This is a genomic window from uncultured Clostridium sp., assembly GCF_934754915.1.
Taxonomy (GTDB): domain Bacteria; phylum Bacillota; class Clostridia; order Clostridiales; family Clostridiaceae; genus Clostridium.
In genome coordinates this window covers 1-16,019 of record NZ_CAKVKB010000025.1, presented here as the reverse complement: position 1 = coordinate 16,019, position 16,019 = coordinate 1, and the positions used below count along the sequence as shown (strand labels likewise).

Genomic DNA, 16,019 nt, shown 5'->3' with positions numbered 1-16,019 from the left:
CTCCTAAAGTGCATACTTCAAAAATTTATCAAATATGTATTCGCTGTCCTTTGGACCTGCTGCTGCTTCTGGATGGAATTGAACTGAATATATTGGTAAATCTTTATGTTTCATACCTTCAACTGTTCCATCATTTATATTTACATGAGTAACTTCCATATTATCTGGTAAATTTTCAACAACATATCCATGATTTTGAGATGTTATATGAACAATATTTTCTTCTAAATCTTTTACTGGGTGATTACATCCTCTATGTCCGAACTTTAATTTAGTAGTAGTTCCGCCTAATGCTAATGCTAATAATTGATGTCCTAAGCATATTCCAACCAATGGCTTCTTTCCTACTATCTTCTTAATATTTTCAATAGCAAAATCTAAATCTTGAGGATCTCCAGGACCATTTGATAAAAATACTAAATCCGGATTAACACTTAATACTTCTTCAGCTGTTGCTGTTGCTGGGAATACTGATAATTTACAGTTTCTCTTTTTAAAGTTTCTTATTATATTTGTCTTTATTCCAAAATCCATTACTGCAACGTGTTTTCCAGTTCCTTCAATAGTATATGCTTCTTTAGTTGTAACATTTTTAACTGCTTCTTTATTAGAAAAATTAGCTATTTTTTCTTTAATTGTATCATCATCTAAATCTTCTAATGCAATTATACCTTTCATTGTTCCACTATTTCTTAAAACTTTAGTTAAAGCTCTTGTATCTATTCCTTCTAGTCCAATTACTTTTCCCTGTTTTAAAAAATCTTCTAATTCTAATTCACATCTGAAATTGCTTGGTAAATCACATTTTTCTCTTACAATAAAACCTCTGACTTTTATTCCGTCAGATTCCATATCTTCAAGATTAATTCCATAGTTTCCTATTAGCGGATAAGTCATAGTTACTATTTGTCCATAATATGATGGATCTGTTAAAACTTCTTGATATCCTGTCATACCAGTTGTAAATACTACTTCTCCAACACTTTCTTTTAGATACCCAAAAGCTTTACCTTCAAAAACCATACCATTTTCTAATATAAGTTTCGCTTTCATGTTTAAGCCTCCTACAAATATAATTTTTGCTAAAACTACACCTTATGAAGATCTATATAAAAAATAAAAGGATAATAAAGGGACACATAAAACTGCGCTCTTCACTATCCTGTGATATATCTTATATTTTGGCTTCAAAAATAAGCTATGAAATTCACCATTGAATATTTAAATATCATAGTTATACTCCCTTTTTGGCCTCACAGGACCAAGTTAAAGTGCATCTTAACTTTATTTTTAAATTTTCTCTTTCTATCATTCTAGTAGATAGATTTTGCTATGTCAAGATAAATTAAGAATAGTTTTAATACAAATTTTCATCAATATATATTTCAAATATCTTTTTACAATGTCTATATATGGATTATAGCATATTTATTCAGGTTTAGGTATATTTATTCAAAATATTTGCTTTAGTTTCGTAATTTAAATTTATAAATCTTAATATAAATTATTTTATAAATAATTGTTTTTTTATTTTAAATATGTTATAATTTAATTATACAAATATTCAGAATTTTTAGGCAGTTACAGTTGTTCCATTCTGAACTGACCATAAAAATTCTGGCACTACTGTTTTCTAAAAAAGTGCTTATGTAAAACATAAGCACTTTTTTTGTTGATAAAACCTATTATTTTAAAAACTTTTCAATTAATAATTCAGTTTTGTTTTTATTATGTCCACCACATAATAAAAACAAAACTGAAATAAATTTTCCTTTGAACTACAATTTTAATCTTATTTTCATATCTATAATAATACTTTAATTGAATTATCTTATCTGACCATTTCCATAAATTATATACTTGATAGTTGTTAATTCTTTTAGTCCCATTGGTCCTCTTGCATGAAGCTTCTGAGTACTTATTCCAATTTCAGCTCCAAATCCAAATTCTCCTCCATCAGTAAATCTTGTTGAAGCATTAACATATACTGCTGCTGCATCAACTCTCTGTAAAAACTTTTGAGAATTTTTATAACTTTCAGTTATTATTGCTTCTGAATGACCAGTTCCATATTTATTTATATGATTAATAGCTTCATCAACATCCTTTACTATTTTTACAGCCATAACATAATCCAAATATTCTTTGCCCCAGTCCTCACTATTGGCTTTTTCAATATCGTTAATAATAGCTTGAGATTTCTCGTCACCTCTCAATGTAACTCCATTTTCTCTTAAAGCTTTAACTGCTAATGGAAGAAAATCTTTTGCAATATTTTCATTTACCAATAGTTTTTCTGCTGCATTACATACTGATGGTCTTGATGCTTTTGCATTAACAGCTATCTTTATTGCCATATCAAAATCACAAGATTCATCAACATATATATGACAGTTACCAGTTCCTGTTTCTATAACTGGAACTGTTGCATTTTTTACTACTGATTGTATTAAACCAGCACCACCTCTTGGAATAAGTACATCTATATAGTCATTAAGTTTCATCATTTCTGTTGCTACTTCTCTGCTTGTATCCTCTACAAGTTGCACTGATTCTCTTGGAAGGCCAGCCTTTTCAATTCCTTCTACTAAAGCCTTCATTATAGCTTTATTAGAATTAATTGCATCACTACCACCTCTTAGTATGGTTGCATTTCCTGTTTTTAAACACAATCCTGCTGCATCACTAGTCACATTTGGTCTTGATTCATAAATTATTCCAATAACACCTATTGGTACTCTCTTTTGACCTATCTGTAATCCATTTGGTCTCTGCCACATAGATATTACTTCTCCTACTGGATCTTGTAAATTCACAATTTCTTTCAACCCTTCAGCCATTGCTTCTATTCTTCCCTTATCTAGCGCAAGTCTATCAAGCATAGCCTTTGGTGTTCCTTTTATTTCTGCGTTTTTCAAATCAACTTTATTAGCTTCTAAGATTGATTCAGTATTATCAACCAGCTGTTCTGCCATAAATAATAATGCCATATCTTTTTGTTTGGTTGAAGCTGCTCCTAATTCATAAGAAGCTTCTTTTGCATTCTGCCCCATAATTTCTAATTTAGTCATATTTACACACCCCTATATCTATTTATTTTCACTTTTACTTATGTGGTCTTTTTAATATAAAACTATTAAACAACTTTAAAATCCTTTATTTGAGCATCTGTCTTTCCTACAAATAAAGTTCCTATTTCTTTTCCTTCTAATATTTCTCTTATTATTTCAGGTTCACTTCCGTTAGCAAGAACCATATCAACTCCTGCATTTGTAGCTGTTTTGGCTGCTGTAAGCTTTGTTACCATTCCACCTGTGCCTAATTTACTTCCCGCTCCACCTGCACATTCTTCTAATTCTGGTGTTATATTTTCTACTAATGACAATAGTCTTGCATCATCATTACTCCTTGGATCACTATCATAAAAACCATCTATATCAGATAGTATAATCAATAAATCTGCATTTGTTAAAACTGATACAACAGCTGATAAATTATCATTATCTCCAAACTTAACTATGTTTTCTATTTCATCTATTGAAACTGTATCATTTTCATTTACAATCGGAATTATTTTATTCTCTAACAATGTTTCAAATGTATTTATTACATTCTCTCTTATATGATCATCTTCTACAACATCTCTAGTAAGTAATACCTGACCAACAGTATGGCTATATTCACTAAAAAATTTACTGTATATATGCATAAGTTCACATTGACCAACTGCTGCTACAGCTTGTTTTTCTCTAATAGTTACGGGCTTTTCTTTTAATTTTAATTTATTTACGCCAACACCAATTGCTCCTGATGATACAAGTGCAACTTCTTTTCCTGAATTTACAATATCAGAAATTACTCGTGTCATTTTCTCTATTCTGCATAAATTGATGTTTCCATTGTTATACGTTAATGTCGATGTCCCTACCTTTACAACTATTCTTTTGGCATTTTTTATACTTTCTCTAAAGCCCATTATAACTACATCTCCTCAATATTTTTAATTATTATATAAATTATCTTACTATACCAAATATGGGTTATCAATATAGACTACAGTCTAATTATCAAATGTATATTTATCCATAAATATTTTTACGTTTTATTTTTTAATATTTTTGTATAAAAGTTTTAATTACAATTAAAATAATACTATCTTTTTTAGTTTTTATATATTAAAATAATACTTATTGTATATTTATAAAGAAAAAAGGTGGTAATATGAATAATAATTCAAAAAATAAATATAGCATATCATCATTATTGAAATTTATAATTCCATCGTTTATTGGTATATTACTATTTATGACTCCATTAAAAATAAACGGACAATTTACTATTCCAATTGCATTTTTATCTAATTATCTTGTTGAAATACTAAATAATGTTCTTCCTTTTATAGCTACTGTTCTAATTTCAATTTCAGCTATTGGGAGTATATTAATAAAGATATTTAAATCTGATAACAAAATATTAAATTCTCTATTTAATGTTCCACTTATATGGATGATTGGACGAATAGTTGGAATGATTTTTGCAATATTTACCTATTTCCAAATAGGTCCTGAATTTATTTGGTCAGATTCAACCGGTGGAACAGTTTTATTTAGTCTTCTCCCTTTATTAGTGTCTGTGTTTTTATTTGCAGGATTATTTCTTCCATTATTACTTAATCACGGTCTATTAGAATTTGTTGGTGCTCTATTAACAAAAGTAATGAGACCAATATTTAAACTTCCTGGAAGATCGTCTATTGACTGCATTACTTCTTGGCTTGGTGATGGTACTATTGGAATTTTATTAACAAGCAAACAATATGAAGAAGGATTTTATACAAAAAAAGAAGCTTCAATAATAGGTACTTCATTTTCTGCTGTTTCAATAACTTTTAGTTTAATGGTAATAACTCAGGTTGGACTTGGACATATGTTTGTTCCTTTTTATATTACAGTTACCCTTACAGGTATAATTGCAGCTATAATAGTTCCAAGAATTCCACCATTATCAAGAAAATCAAATACATATATTGATGGGACTGCTCCTAAAATTGATATAGATTTAATTCCAGATGGTTATAATACATTTACATTTGGACTTGAAAAAGCCGTTGAAAAAGCTGAAGCTAATGCTGATATAAAAAAACCCTTTATTGAAGGGATTAAAAATGTTATAGATATGTGGCTTGGAGTTTTACCTATAGTTATGGCTATGGGAGGAATTGCACTAATAATCGCAGAATATACACGATTCTTTGAAATACTAGGTACTCCATTTATTCCTCTGCTTAGTTTATTAAATGTTCCAGAAGCTGCTGCTGCATCTCAAACTCTTATTGTTGGATTTGCAGATATGTTTATTCCATCAGTTCTTGCTTCAACAATAACTAATGAAATGACTAGATTTATAGTTGCTTGTATTTCTGTTACTCAACTTATTTACATGTCCGAAGTTGGAGGACTTTTACTAGGATCAAAAATCCCAGTAAAATTTACAGATTTAATATTAATCTTTTTAGAAAGAACATTGGTAAGCATACCTATAATTGTTCTTTGTGCTAATATAATATTCTAAATATTTAAGGAGTCTATACACTTTAACTAACTGTTTAGTGCATAAACTCCTTTTAAATCCAATAGATAATATAATTTGTATCTAAATTACATAACAAAATACGCATATAAAATGACATAATGTTCCTGCCATTATAAATAAATGAAATATTTCGTGTCTTCCAAATATTCCTATTCTTATCTTTTCAGTCTTTAGTGCATAAATAACACCACCAATTGTATAAATAATTCCACCTAAAATAAGATATATCAAAGCTGCTGTTGGAAGAACTTTTGACATAGGATAAATAGCAAATATGGCAAACCAACCTATTCCTATATACATAACACTGCTCAACCATCTAGGACATGTTACCCAAAACATCTTAAATATAATTCCAATAGCTGCACATATAGTTACTGCTAAAAACAAATCAAATCCAATCTTACCACTTAAAGCAACTAAACAGAACGGAGCATATGATCCTGCTATTAATATAAATATCATTGAGTGATCAAGTCTCTTTAATGTTTTTATTACTTTATCACTACTTATTACTGAATGATAAATGCTCGATGCACTATAAAGTAAAATCATGCTTATTCCAAAAAACAATACAGAAAAAAAAGTTGTCATTGATGATTCTCTTATATATGACTTAACAATCATAGCAATTAACGCAACAAGTGATAATACAGCTCCAGCTAAATGAGTTAATCCATTAACAGGTTCTCTTAAATATTTCTCCATTCTTATACCTCCTAAATTATTTCATATAGTTTTTAAAACTACTTATTACTATGTAAATAATTATTTCATATATTTGTTTGTATATCAACATCTGTTTTATGCCATTTATATCAGTATTCCCACTTTTTCATGAGATTACTTGAATTCTCTCTAATTTTCTATTAATATTATTCTTATAATACAATACGTAGTTTTAATTACTATGTAAGGAGTGAAATTTTAATGAACAACTTTGATATTGACAATTTTATAAATTCTCAAAAATCTTCTAATAATATTAATCTAGATAACTTTCCTGAATTAGATCTATATATGGATCAAGTAATTCAGCTCTTTGAAAGTAAATTAAGCTATACAAAAAGAAATGAAGATGATAAGCTTCTCACAAAAACAATGATAAACAATTATGCAAAGGGAAACCTTCTTATGAAGATCAAAAATAAAAAATACACAAAAGAACATTTGATTCTTATAGGCCTTATTTATAATTTAAAAGGTGCATTATCATTGTCAGATATAAAAACTATGTTTGATCCTATAATTGAAGCATTTTCAAAAGAAGAAGACTACCCACTATATGATGTTTATGAATCATTCTTAAAAATATATGATTTAAATCTGCAAAATTTAAGTTCTTCGGCTAAAGATATATATGAAAATGTTCGTAAACTTATAAATGATGAAAATGATAAGCTAGGAGAATTTGAAGAAAAATTCCTTTTAATATGTGCTTATGTAAGCATGAGCAATCTTTATAGACGCATGAGCGAGAAAATAATTGATGAGTGTTTAAGTAATTTAAAAGGAGGCAAAAAATAATGAAGAGTTCATTTGATTTAAAAAAAGAGCTATCTTCAATTAATGGAAAAAGTTATGGAGCTTATAAAAGCTTGACTGATAGATATGATTTTAAAAAATATATTTTAAGCATTGACCATGTTCAAGGAGATCCATTTGCATCTCCTTCTAAGCTTAGAATAATCATCAATCAAAAAACTGCTAAATTTCCTTTAGAGCTTTTTGATGCTCGTCATAAAAAAATAGCTTTAGAAGATTACCTAACAAGATTATTTTCATCTAATATCAATAAATTTTCTTCAAGAGTATTTGGATCTGGAAAAAGCGGTCTTATAAGCATAAGCAGATGTGATCAGGAAATTCTTGAAAGAACATCTTTAATAATTTCTTCTGATAAGATTGAAGCAAGATTTGAAGTTGGATTTCCTGCAAGAGGAAGATCTGTTTTATCTAAAGAATTAGAAAAAATCCTATTTGATTTTCTTCCACAGATAGTTGATAACACTTTAATTTATGAAAATTTAAATAAAAGCTCAATTATAAAAAGAATTGAATTAAGTGAAGATCAAAAATTTTTAAGAAATTATCTTAAAGAAAATAATTTAGTTGCTTTTATTGCTAATGATTCTATTCTTCCTCGTGAAAGTGGAATCTCTACAAAACCACTAAAAAGTGGTCTAAAATTTCAATCTCCAAAATCCATGGAAATTGAAATTTCCCTACCTTTCAAAGGTAAGATAAAAGGCATGGCAATAAAAAAGGGAATCACTTTATTTGTTGGTGGTGGATATCATGGAAAATCCACTGTTTTAAAAGCATTAGAATTAGGTGTATATAATCATATTGAAGGTGATGGACGAGAATATGTAATTACTGATGAAAGTGCTCTTAAAGTAAGATCTGAAGATGGAAGATTCATAACAAATACTGATATATCACTATTTATAAACAATCTTCCAAATAGAAAAGATACAAAAAAGTTCAGTACCGATAATGCCAGCGGAAGTACTTCTCAGGCTGCAAATATAATTGAAGGAATCGAATCTGATACTAAATTATTCCTAATAGATGAAGATACTTCTGCTACAAATTTCATGATACGTGATGATATCATGCAAAAGCTTGTAAGCAGAGAAAAAGAACCTATAACTCCTTTCATAGAAATAGTTAAAAATCTTTATGATAGATTAGGAATATCAACAATTATAGTTGTTGGAAGTTCAGGAGATTACTTTGATATTGCAGATTCTGTAATCCAAATGGATTCCTATGAGCCAAAAGATGTTACATCTGAAGCAAAAACTCTAAGCAAAGGAACTATATTAAAAAGAATTAATGAGTCATCACTTAATCTTTCAATAAATTTTGATAGGAAATTAAAATCAGGTTCTATAGTTTCTGGACCTAAAGGAGTAAAAATCAAAAATTTAGGTAAAGATGGATTATCTATAAACAAAAACACTATAGAATTAAGAGCTGTTGAACAGATTGTTGATTCTGAACAGGTTAATTCTTTAGGATATATAATGAAATTTGCTGAAGATAATATAGTAAATAATAATAAAACTTTAAGACAGGTTGTTTCTGAAACATTAGATTATATTTCTAAAAACGGACTTATTTCTATAAGCCCAGTAAAATACGGCATGGGAACACTTGCAATGCCTAGAAAACAAGAAATAGTTTCTTGCTTTAACAGATATAGAAACTTAAAATTATAATTTAATATTATTTTGCTTACAATTAACATTAAATATATATTCTAAATTAATAATTTACAATGAATAATGAAATCTTTGCACAATTCCTTTGATATTATGTAGTTTTATTACTTAGAATATATTAATAGAAAATAAAACTAATTTTAATACAATGTAAATTATATAAATCTATGATATAATAAGCAACATGAACTGAAAATCAGATATATTGACGACTACAACTCTTCGTCAGTATACAGAATATAAATAATATATTAAGAAATGAGGTAGAATTAGATTGATAAATGTATCAAATGTTAGTCTAAGATTTGGTGGACGTAAACTTTTTGAAGATGTAAATATCAAGTTTACTGCTGGTAACTGTTATGGTGTTATAGGTGCTAATGGTGCTGGTAAATCAACTTTCCTAAAAATATTATCAGGAGATGTAGAACCAAACACTGGTGAAGTTATCATTGCTCCTAATACTAGAATGTCAGTTTTACAACAGGATCACTACAAGTATGATGAGTACCAAGTTCTTGAAACTGTAATCATGGGTAATGAAAGACTATATCAAATCATGAAAGAAAAAGATGAGATATATGCTAAGCCTGATTTTTCTGATGAAGATGGTATAAGAGCATCTGAATTAGAAGGAGAATTTGCTGAACTTAATGGTTGGGAAGCAGAATCTGAAGCTTCTACAATATTACAAGGTTTAGGAATTGGAACTGATTACCACTTTAAAAATATGTCTGAATTAAAAGAAGCAGAAAAAGTTAAAGTTCTTTTAGCACAAGCTTTATTTGGAAATCCTGGTATACTAATCCTAGACGAACCAACTAACGGTCTTGACTTAAAGGCTGTTAACTGGTTAGAAGACTTCCTTGGAAATTTTGAAGGTACTGTTATCGTTGTATCCCATGACAGACACTTCTTAAATTCAGTATGTACTCAAATGGCTGATGTTGACTTTGGAAAAATCAAATTATATGTTGGTAACTATGACTTCTGGTACGAATCAAGCCAATTAGCTCTTCAAATGGCTAAAGATCAAAACAAGAAAAAAGAAGAAAAAATTAAAGAACTTCAAGACTTTATCGCAAGATTCAGTGCTAATGCATCTAAATCTAAGCAAGCAACTTCAAGAAAGAAATTGTTAGATAAAATCACTTTAGATGATATCCAACCTTCAAGTAGAAGATATCCTTTCGTAGGATTTAAACCTGAAAGAGAAGTTGGTAATGATATATTAACTGTTAAAGATTTATCTAAGACTATTGACGGAGTTAAAGTATTAGATAATGTTAACTTCATGGTTAACAAAGGAGATAAGATTGCCCTTATAGGTAATGAAATTGCAGTTACTACTTTATTCAAAATATTGGCTGGAGAAATGGAACCAGATAGTGGTGAATTTAAATGGGGAATAACTATAACAACAGCTTACTTCCCAACTGACAATACTGAATACTTTGAAGGATGCAACTTATCTTTGGTAGACTGGTTAAGACAATACTCTGATGAAAAATCTGAAAGCTATATAAGAGGTTTCTTAGGAAGAATGTTATTCTCTGGAGAAGAAGCTTTAAAAGAAGCTAATGTATTATCAGGGGGCGAAAAAGTTAGATGTATGTTATCTAAGATGATGCTTTCTAACGCAAATGTACTAATGTTAGATCAACCTACTAACCACCTTGATCTTGAATCTATAACAGCTGTAAACAATGGATTAAAAGATTTTAACAGTAATATTATATTTGCTTCACATGACCACCAATTCGTTCAAACTATAGCTAATAGAATTATTGATATTAAAGATGATGGTTCTATAGTTGATAGAGCTATGACATTTGATGAATATTTAGAATTCTCAAATAAATAATTATAAATCTAAAAAAGGATTCAGTAAAATAAAAACTGAATCCTTTTTTGTACATTAATTATTTAACATATCATCTACAACTTCATAAACATAGTCAACAAGATTATTAGCATATGGTTTTACAGCTTCTTCTGCTCCATTAAATGTATAACTGTTTTTAGTTATATTAAACATGGATATATCATTAAACGAATCTCCTACAGTATAAAGATTATCTGTACTAACTTTTTCATCTTCTAAAATCATCATGATGCCATTTCCTTTAGAACATCCCTTAGGAACAATATCTACAAAACACTGATTTCTATAAGCCTCAACATATTCTCCATATTTTTCTAGTATTCTATTTTTTACGTCTTCACATTTATCTATTGAACCACCAACATCAAATACACTCATCATTTTATATGTTCCCTCAGCTTTTCGTGCATATTCAATGTCTATTTTGTTAGAAAATGTCTCTATAAAATCCTCTTCAAGATTTGATGTATCAATAGATGAATTATTTATTAAATAAGTATCTTCTCCATTATCATAATACATTAAAAGAGTTCCATCATTATAAAATTCATCAATTATGCCATTTTTAACATCATAATTGATTGATTTCTCATGAATTATATTTTTATCTTTATCTAATACAGTTCCTCCATTGCAAAGTACTAAATAATCATATTCAAAAGGAAAATTTTCAAATAAAGACTCTACTCCACTTATTGTTCTTCCTGTAGATACTATAACTTTACAACCATTTTCCTTTAATCTTTTTAGTGCTTCTAAATCTTTTTTAGATATTTTATTATCTCTTATAAGAGTTCCATCCAAATCGCTGGCTAAAATTTTCATATGTATTTCCTCGCTCCATTTCTATTAAGCATATAGTATGATTATACTATATATTTCAAATAAAAAAGTTAAATTTAATATTCTCTCAAATATTTTTAAATTTTTCTATTTTGTAATTATATACATTAAATAATAATATTAACTAGAATTTATATCTTTTCATATTAAAATAGCAGCTTTTCAATTAAAATCTGAGCTGCTATTTTTAATAATCTAAATTATAATGATATATTATTTAGTATATTTGAGATGTAATAATTCATGAGCTTTATGTCCTCCTGGAGTACCCATATATTCATTATACATCTTCATTAATGCTTCATTTTTATAGGATTTTCTCTTTTCAGCATGTACATCTTGATTATATAAGACAGATGCCCTTACTTCCTTTATATTTATCTTTTCCATTTCCTTGGCATCAATATGAGGTTGACCTCCACCATTTACACATCCACCAGGGCATGCCATAACTTCCACAAAATGATATTTATTCATTTCTCCACTTTCAACAAACTTAGTTAAGTTAGAAGCACCATTAATTACAGCAACATTATAATTTTGACCGCCAATTTCAACTGTAGCTTCTTTAATGCCTTTTAAGCCTCTGACTTCTTTATATTCTATATCAGTTAAATCTTTGTCTTCTACTAAATCCTTAGCAGTTCTTAATGCAGATTCCATAACTCCACCTGTTGCTCCAAAAATAACCCCCGCTCCAGTATATTCTCCCATTGCTGGATCAGCTTTCTCATCTTCTAAGTCAGCAAATTTAATCTTAGCATCTTTAATCATTTTTGCTAATTCTCTTGTTGTTAAAACTGCATCTATATCCCTCAATCCGTCAGTTTCCATTTCAGGTCTATCGGCTTCAAATTTTTTTGCAGTACAAGGCATTATTGTTACAGTAAATATACTCTTAGGATCTAAGCCTTCTATTGATGGATAATATGTTTTACTTGCTGTACCAAATATCTGTTGTGGTGATTTAGCTGAAGATAAATTTCCTAAGAGCTCAGGATAATAATTTTCAGCTTGTCTAACCCATGCAGAACAACATGATGTAAACATTGGAAATGGTCCATTGTTTTTAGTTCTCTCAATAAACTCAGTTGCTTCTTCCATTATTGTCATGTCAGCACCAAAATTAATATCAAATATTTTATTAAAGCCTAATTGTCTTAATGCTGCATATAACTTTCCAGTTACATCTACACCATATCCCATTTTAAATAATTCACCCATAGAAGTTCTTACTGCTGGAGCCATAGCAACAATTACATGCTTATCTGGATCATCTAATGCTTCTCTAACTCTATCTATATGTGATTTTTCATTTAATGCAGCTACAGGACACGCCGCTACACATTGACCACATAATAAACAATTTGTTTCGTCAAAACATTTTCCTTCAACAGCCTGTACTTTTCTTTCAGAACCCTTACCAGCTATTTCAATATTACTAGTTCCAGTCTTCACCTTACACGCTGCTACACATCTTCCACATAATACACATTTGCTTCTATCAATTGTAATTGATTTACTTCTTTCATCTAAAAATTCTGCTCTATCAGCTACAACAAATGGCTTATTTGCTCTAGCTTTTGTTTTAATAACTAATTTTAAGAATTCACATGTCTCTCTTCTAGGACATGGTCCGCATTTGAATTCATGTTTATCAAGGAGCATTGCTACTCTCATTTTTACTCTTTCTTGTGTTGCTTCAGTATTAGTTCTTACAACCATTCCTTCCTCTACTTTTGTTAAACATGCAAGAGAAAGTGCTTTCTTTCCTTCTACTTCTACTGCACAAACACCACATTTACCAATATTTGAGCATTCCTTTAAATAACATAATGAAGGTATATCTATTCCATTATCTAATGCAGCTTGAATGATAGTTGTACCTTCTGGTACTTGAACACTTTTTTCATCAATAATTAAATTTATCATAGGATAAAATCCTCCATACACACTACTATTTTTTATATTTTTTGTAATAACAATATATATTTTAACATATTTTAAATTATTGTAATATAATTATTTTGGTAGTTTTATATAATTTTTAAAAAATAAGGAGATAGATTTATAAATTTACTATCCCCTATACTCCTGTAATTAACTTTATAAGTGTATTCCCAATCCTTTAAGTGTAAATTCGACAGTTTTTAATATTATAGTATCTAATTCTACTTTTTCTATATGAATAGATTCATATATAGCAGCTGTACACAATACTCCAAAAAATTGATACGCCATAAGTTCTGAATCTCCTTGTTCAATTGTTCCTTCTAGCATAGCTTCTTTTATGTTAATTTCAATTTCTTTTATATACTCACGTATTTTTTGGCGTAACTCATCCTGCCTCTTTTCACTTCCCCACAATTGGCTCATTACAACTTTGAAGAAATCAATATGTCCATAAAGAAACCTTAACTGAATTTCACTAATCTTTACTAATTTTTTTATAGGATTGATATCTGATTTTTGAACATCCAACACTTGATTCAGCAATATCTGAATACCTTCTTTAACAATGAAATTAAATATCTCTTCTTTACTTGTAAAATGATAATACAGTGTTCCTTTTGCTAGTCCTGCATTTAAAGCAATATCATCCATTGTTGCTCCTCTATATCCACACTCTGAAAATGTCCTAATAGCAGATTCAAATATTAATTCCTTCGTCCTATTCATATATATCTCCTCTTTTTCTATATCCTGTATTATTTTATTATACACTATTTAATATAAAATAAACTATATTCAATAAGTATATATACCTGCTTGCATTTCATAATTGTTCCTGAAATATAACTCTTAAATTAAAATGTATATAATTGCTTAACAAAGAATTTTTGATATTTAAAATATTTATGATAAAATTAATATGAATTATTTATAGTTATATCAATTAAGAAATGGAGGATAATCGTTAGATTAGCATATTATAAAAGTAATTCTTTTATAAATATCTGACAGATTTTTTTATGATTCAAATTTATAACAGAAAAACAAAATCTTATGAAGAAGAGCTTATAGCTGGAAAGAAGTACATTGAATGGACATATGAATCCCCTATTGGAAAAAATATAACTGAACTTATTGCTAAAAGAAAATTTTTCTCTAAATTTTATGGCATGTATTGTGATACAAAATTTAGTTCAAAAAAAATAAAAGCATTTGTAGATGAATTTCATATTAATATGAATCAATCTGAAAAAGATATTTCTCAATTTAAATCATTTAATGATTTTTTTATAAGAAAACTTAATGATACAGCAAGACCAATAGACAACAATCCCAATATATTAATTTCTCCTGGAGATGGGAGACTTACAGCATATGAAAATATTGATTTAAATAATCTCGTTCAAATAAAAGGAATGACATATAGTCTAAAAGAACTCATCAATAATAATTCTATTGCTGAAAAATATAATAATGGTATATGCCTTATATTAAGACTATGTCCTACAGACTATCATAGATTCCATTTTGTAGATTCAGGAATTCCAATACAAACTACACATATAAAAGGAAACTATTATTCAGTTAATCCAATTGCATTAAAAAGTATTCCTAAATTATTTTGTGAAAATAAACGTGAATGGTCTATATTACATTCCGATAATTTTGGTGATGTCCTAACAATTGAAGTTGGTGCTACATGTGTAGGTTCAATAATTCAAACATACACTCCTAACAAACCTGTTAAAAAAGGAGAGGAAAAAGGATATTTCAAATTTGGTGGATCAACTACTATTTTATTTTTTGAAAAAGATAAAATAAGAATTGATTCCGATATATTAGAACAGTCTAAGTTAGGGTTCGAATGCAAAGTCAATCTGGGTGAACATATAGGAATAAAAGCCTAAACTTAAAAATAACCTATAAAAAAACATTTTACTATCAATAAAAAATGGGCTAATACAACCCATTTTTTATTTAATTGGATATGTTTGAAAAATTTATTTATTGCAAAATTCTAAACTATATATACTAATTGTTATTTTTATTTAATATTATATTTTTTAATGAATTTCTAAATTTATCTATATCTTTTTCTAATATAATTAAATTAATATCCATTGCTTTAGCTCTTTCAACAACACATTTCTTGCATGGATTTTTTGTAGCTACTAAAATCTTTTTTACCACATTTCCTCCAAGTCTTTTACTGTATACTTCTAATTCATTTAATGCATCTTCATCATACTTATCAGAATCTTTACATGATATACAAATAAATATAGAATCCTTCACTGCAAGTACATCTAGTTCATTTCTAACTGTATTGTTACATTCTTCCCATAAAAATATAACACCACTTTTGACTTCATCAATTTCTTTAACCACAATATTAGTTAAAACTTCTAACCAAGTTCCACTTTTAAAAATCAAACTTTTTATATTCTCTTTTAAAAATTTCACTTCTATTTCTTCACATATTTTTGTATAATCCAAAACCTTCAAATCTTTAAGAT

At 28.2% G+C, this 16,019-nt stretch carries 13 protein-coding genes; 5 read left to right on the top strand and 8 right to left on the bottom strand.

Annotated features, from left to right (window positions below; all coding sequences use genetic code 11):
• Positions 1 to 3: 3 nt before the first annotated feature.
• From carA to proB, 3 genes are all read right to left on the bottom strand, one after another.
• The gene (gene carA, locus Q0F58_RS06270) at positions 4 to 1,053 is read right to left on the bottom strand and encodes a glutamine-hydrolyzing carbamoyl-phosphate synthase small subunit (RefSeq protein ID WP_294373834.1); all 1,050 of its coding nucleotides are present in this window, start codon (positions 1,051 to 1,053) and stop codon (positions 4 to 6) included.
• Between the two features lie 773 nt (positions 1,054 to 1,826).
• Positions 1,827 to 3,071 carry a glutamate-5-semialdehyde dehydrogenase gene (locus Q0F58_RS06265; RefSeq protein ID WP_294373832.1) on the bottom strand — a complete coding sequence of 415 codons (1,245 nt, stop codon included), beginning with the start codon at positions 3,069 to 3,071 and terminating at the stop codon, positions 1,827 to 1,829.
• A 65-nt stretch (positions 3,072 to 3,136) separates the two neighbouring features.
• Positions 3,137 to 3,976 (bottom strand): glutamate 5-kinase, encoded by an 840-nt coding sequence (proB, locus tag Q0F58_RS06260; RefSeq protein WP_294373827.1) that lies wholly within the window; start codon positions 3,974 to 3,976, stop codon positions 3,137 to 3,139.
• A gap of 245 nt (positions 3,977 to 4,221) precedes the next feature.
• Here proB and Q0F58_RS06255 point away from each other — a divergent pair, with 245 nt between their 5' ends.
• The gene (locus Q0F58_RS06255; RefSeq protein ID WP_294373824.1) at positions 4,222 to 5,571 is read left to right on the top strand and encodes a YjiH family protein; all 1,350 of its coding nucleotides are present in this window, start codon (positions 4,222 to 4,224) and stop codon (positions 5,569 to 5,571) included.
• A gap of 81 nt (positions 5,572 to 5,652) precedes the next feature.
• Here the strand turns inward: Q0F58_RS06255 and Q0F58_RS06250 are convergent, their stop codons facing one another.
• The gene (locus tag Q0F58_RS06250) at positions 5,653 to 6,300 is read right to left on the bottom strand and encodes a hemolysin III family protein (RefSeq protein WP_294373821.1); all 648 of its coding nucleotides are present in this window, start codon (positions 6,298 to 6,300) and stop codon (positions 5,653 to 5,655) included.
• 222 nt (positions 6,301 to 6,522) lie between these two features.
• Between Q0F58_RS06250 and Q0F58_RS06245 the strand changes: the two genes are divergently transcribed.
• From Q0F58_RS06245 to Q0F58_RS06235, 3 genes are all read left to right on the top strand, one after another.
• The gene (locus tag Q0F58_RS06245) at positions 6,523 to 7,119 is read left to right on the top strand and encodes a DUF1836 domain-containing protein (RefSeq protein WP_294373819.1); all 597 of its coding nucleotides are present in this window, start codon (positions 6,523 to 6,525) and stop codon (positions 7,117 to 7,119) included.
• Positions 7,119 to 8,819 (top strand): ABC-ATPase domain-containing protein, encoded by a 1,701-nt coding sequence (locus Q0F58_RS06240; RefSeq protein WP_294373772.1) that lies wholly within the window; start codon positions 7,119 to 7,121, stop codon positions 8,817 to 8,819. Before Q0F58_RS06245 ends, Q0F58_RS06240 begins: the two co-directional genes overlap by 1 nt.
• 277 nt (positions 8,820 to 9,096) lie before the next feature.
• Positions 9,097 to 10,686, top strand: a complete 1,590-nt coding sequence (locus Q0F58_RS06235; RefSeq protein WP_294373769.1) for an ABC-F family ATP-binding cassette domain-containing protein — start codon at positions 9,097 to 9,099, stop codon at positions 10,684 to 10,686.
• 54 nt (positions 10,687 to 10,740) lie between these two features.
• Here the strand turns inward: Q0F58_RS06235 and Q0F58_RS06230 are convergent, their stop codons facing one another.
• The 3 genes from Q0F58_RS06230 to Q0F58_RS06220 form a co-directional block, all read right to left on the bottom strand.
• Positions 10,741 to 11,532, bottom strand: coding sequence for a Cof-type HAD-IIB family hydrolase (locus Q0F58_RS06230; protein ID WP_294373766.1), 792 nt, complete (start codon positions 11,530 to 11,532; stop codon positions 10,741 to 10,743).
• A 231-nt stretch (positions 11,533 to 11,763) separates the two neighbouring features.
• Positions 11,764 to 13,482 (bottom strand): ferredoxin hydrogenase, encoded by a 1,719-nt coding sequence (locus Q0F58_RS06225; RefSeq protein ID WP_294373763.1) that lies wholly within the window; start codon positions 13,480 to 13,482, stop codon positions 11,764 to 11,766.
• A 174-nt stretch (positions 13,483 to 13,656) separates the two neighbouring features.
• A complete protein-coding gene (locus tag Q0F58_RS06220) occupies positions 13,657 to 14,229 on the bottom strand; it encodes a TetR/AcrR family transcriptional regulator (RefSeq protein WP_294373760.1) in 573 nt (190 codons plus the stop codon).
• A 293-nt stretch (positions 14,230 to 14,522) separates the two neighbouring features.
• Here Q0F58_RS06220 and Q0F58_RS06215 point away from each other — a divergent pair, with 293 nt between their 5' ends.
• Positions 14,523 to 15,410 carry a phosphatidylserine decarboxylase gene (locus Q0F58_RS06215; RefSeq protein ID WP_294373756.1) on the top strand — a complete coding sequence of 296 codons (888 nt, stop codon included), beginning with the start codon at positions 14,523 to 14,525 and terminating at the stop codon, positions 15,408 to 15,410.
• A gap of 124 nt (positions 15,411 to 15,534) precedes the next feature.
• Here the strand turns inward: Q0F58_RS06215 and Q0F58_RS06210 are convergent.
• Positions 15,535 to 16,019: Card1-like endonuclease domain-containing protein (locus tag Q0F58_RS06210; RefSeq protein WP_294373752.1), on the bottom strand; the 485-nt coding region annotated here is incomplete at its 5' end.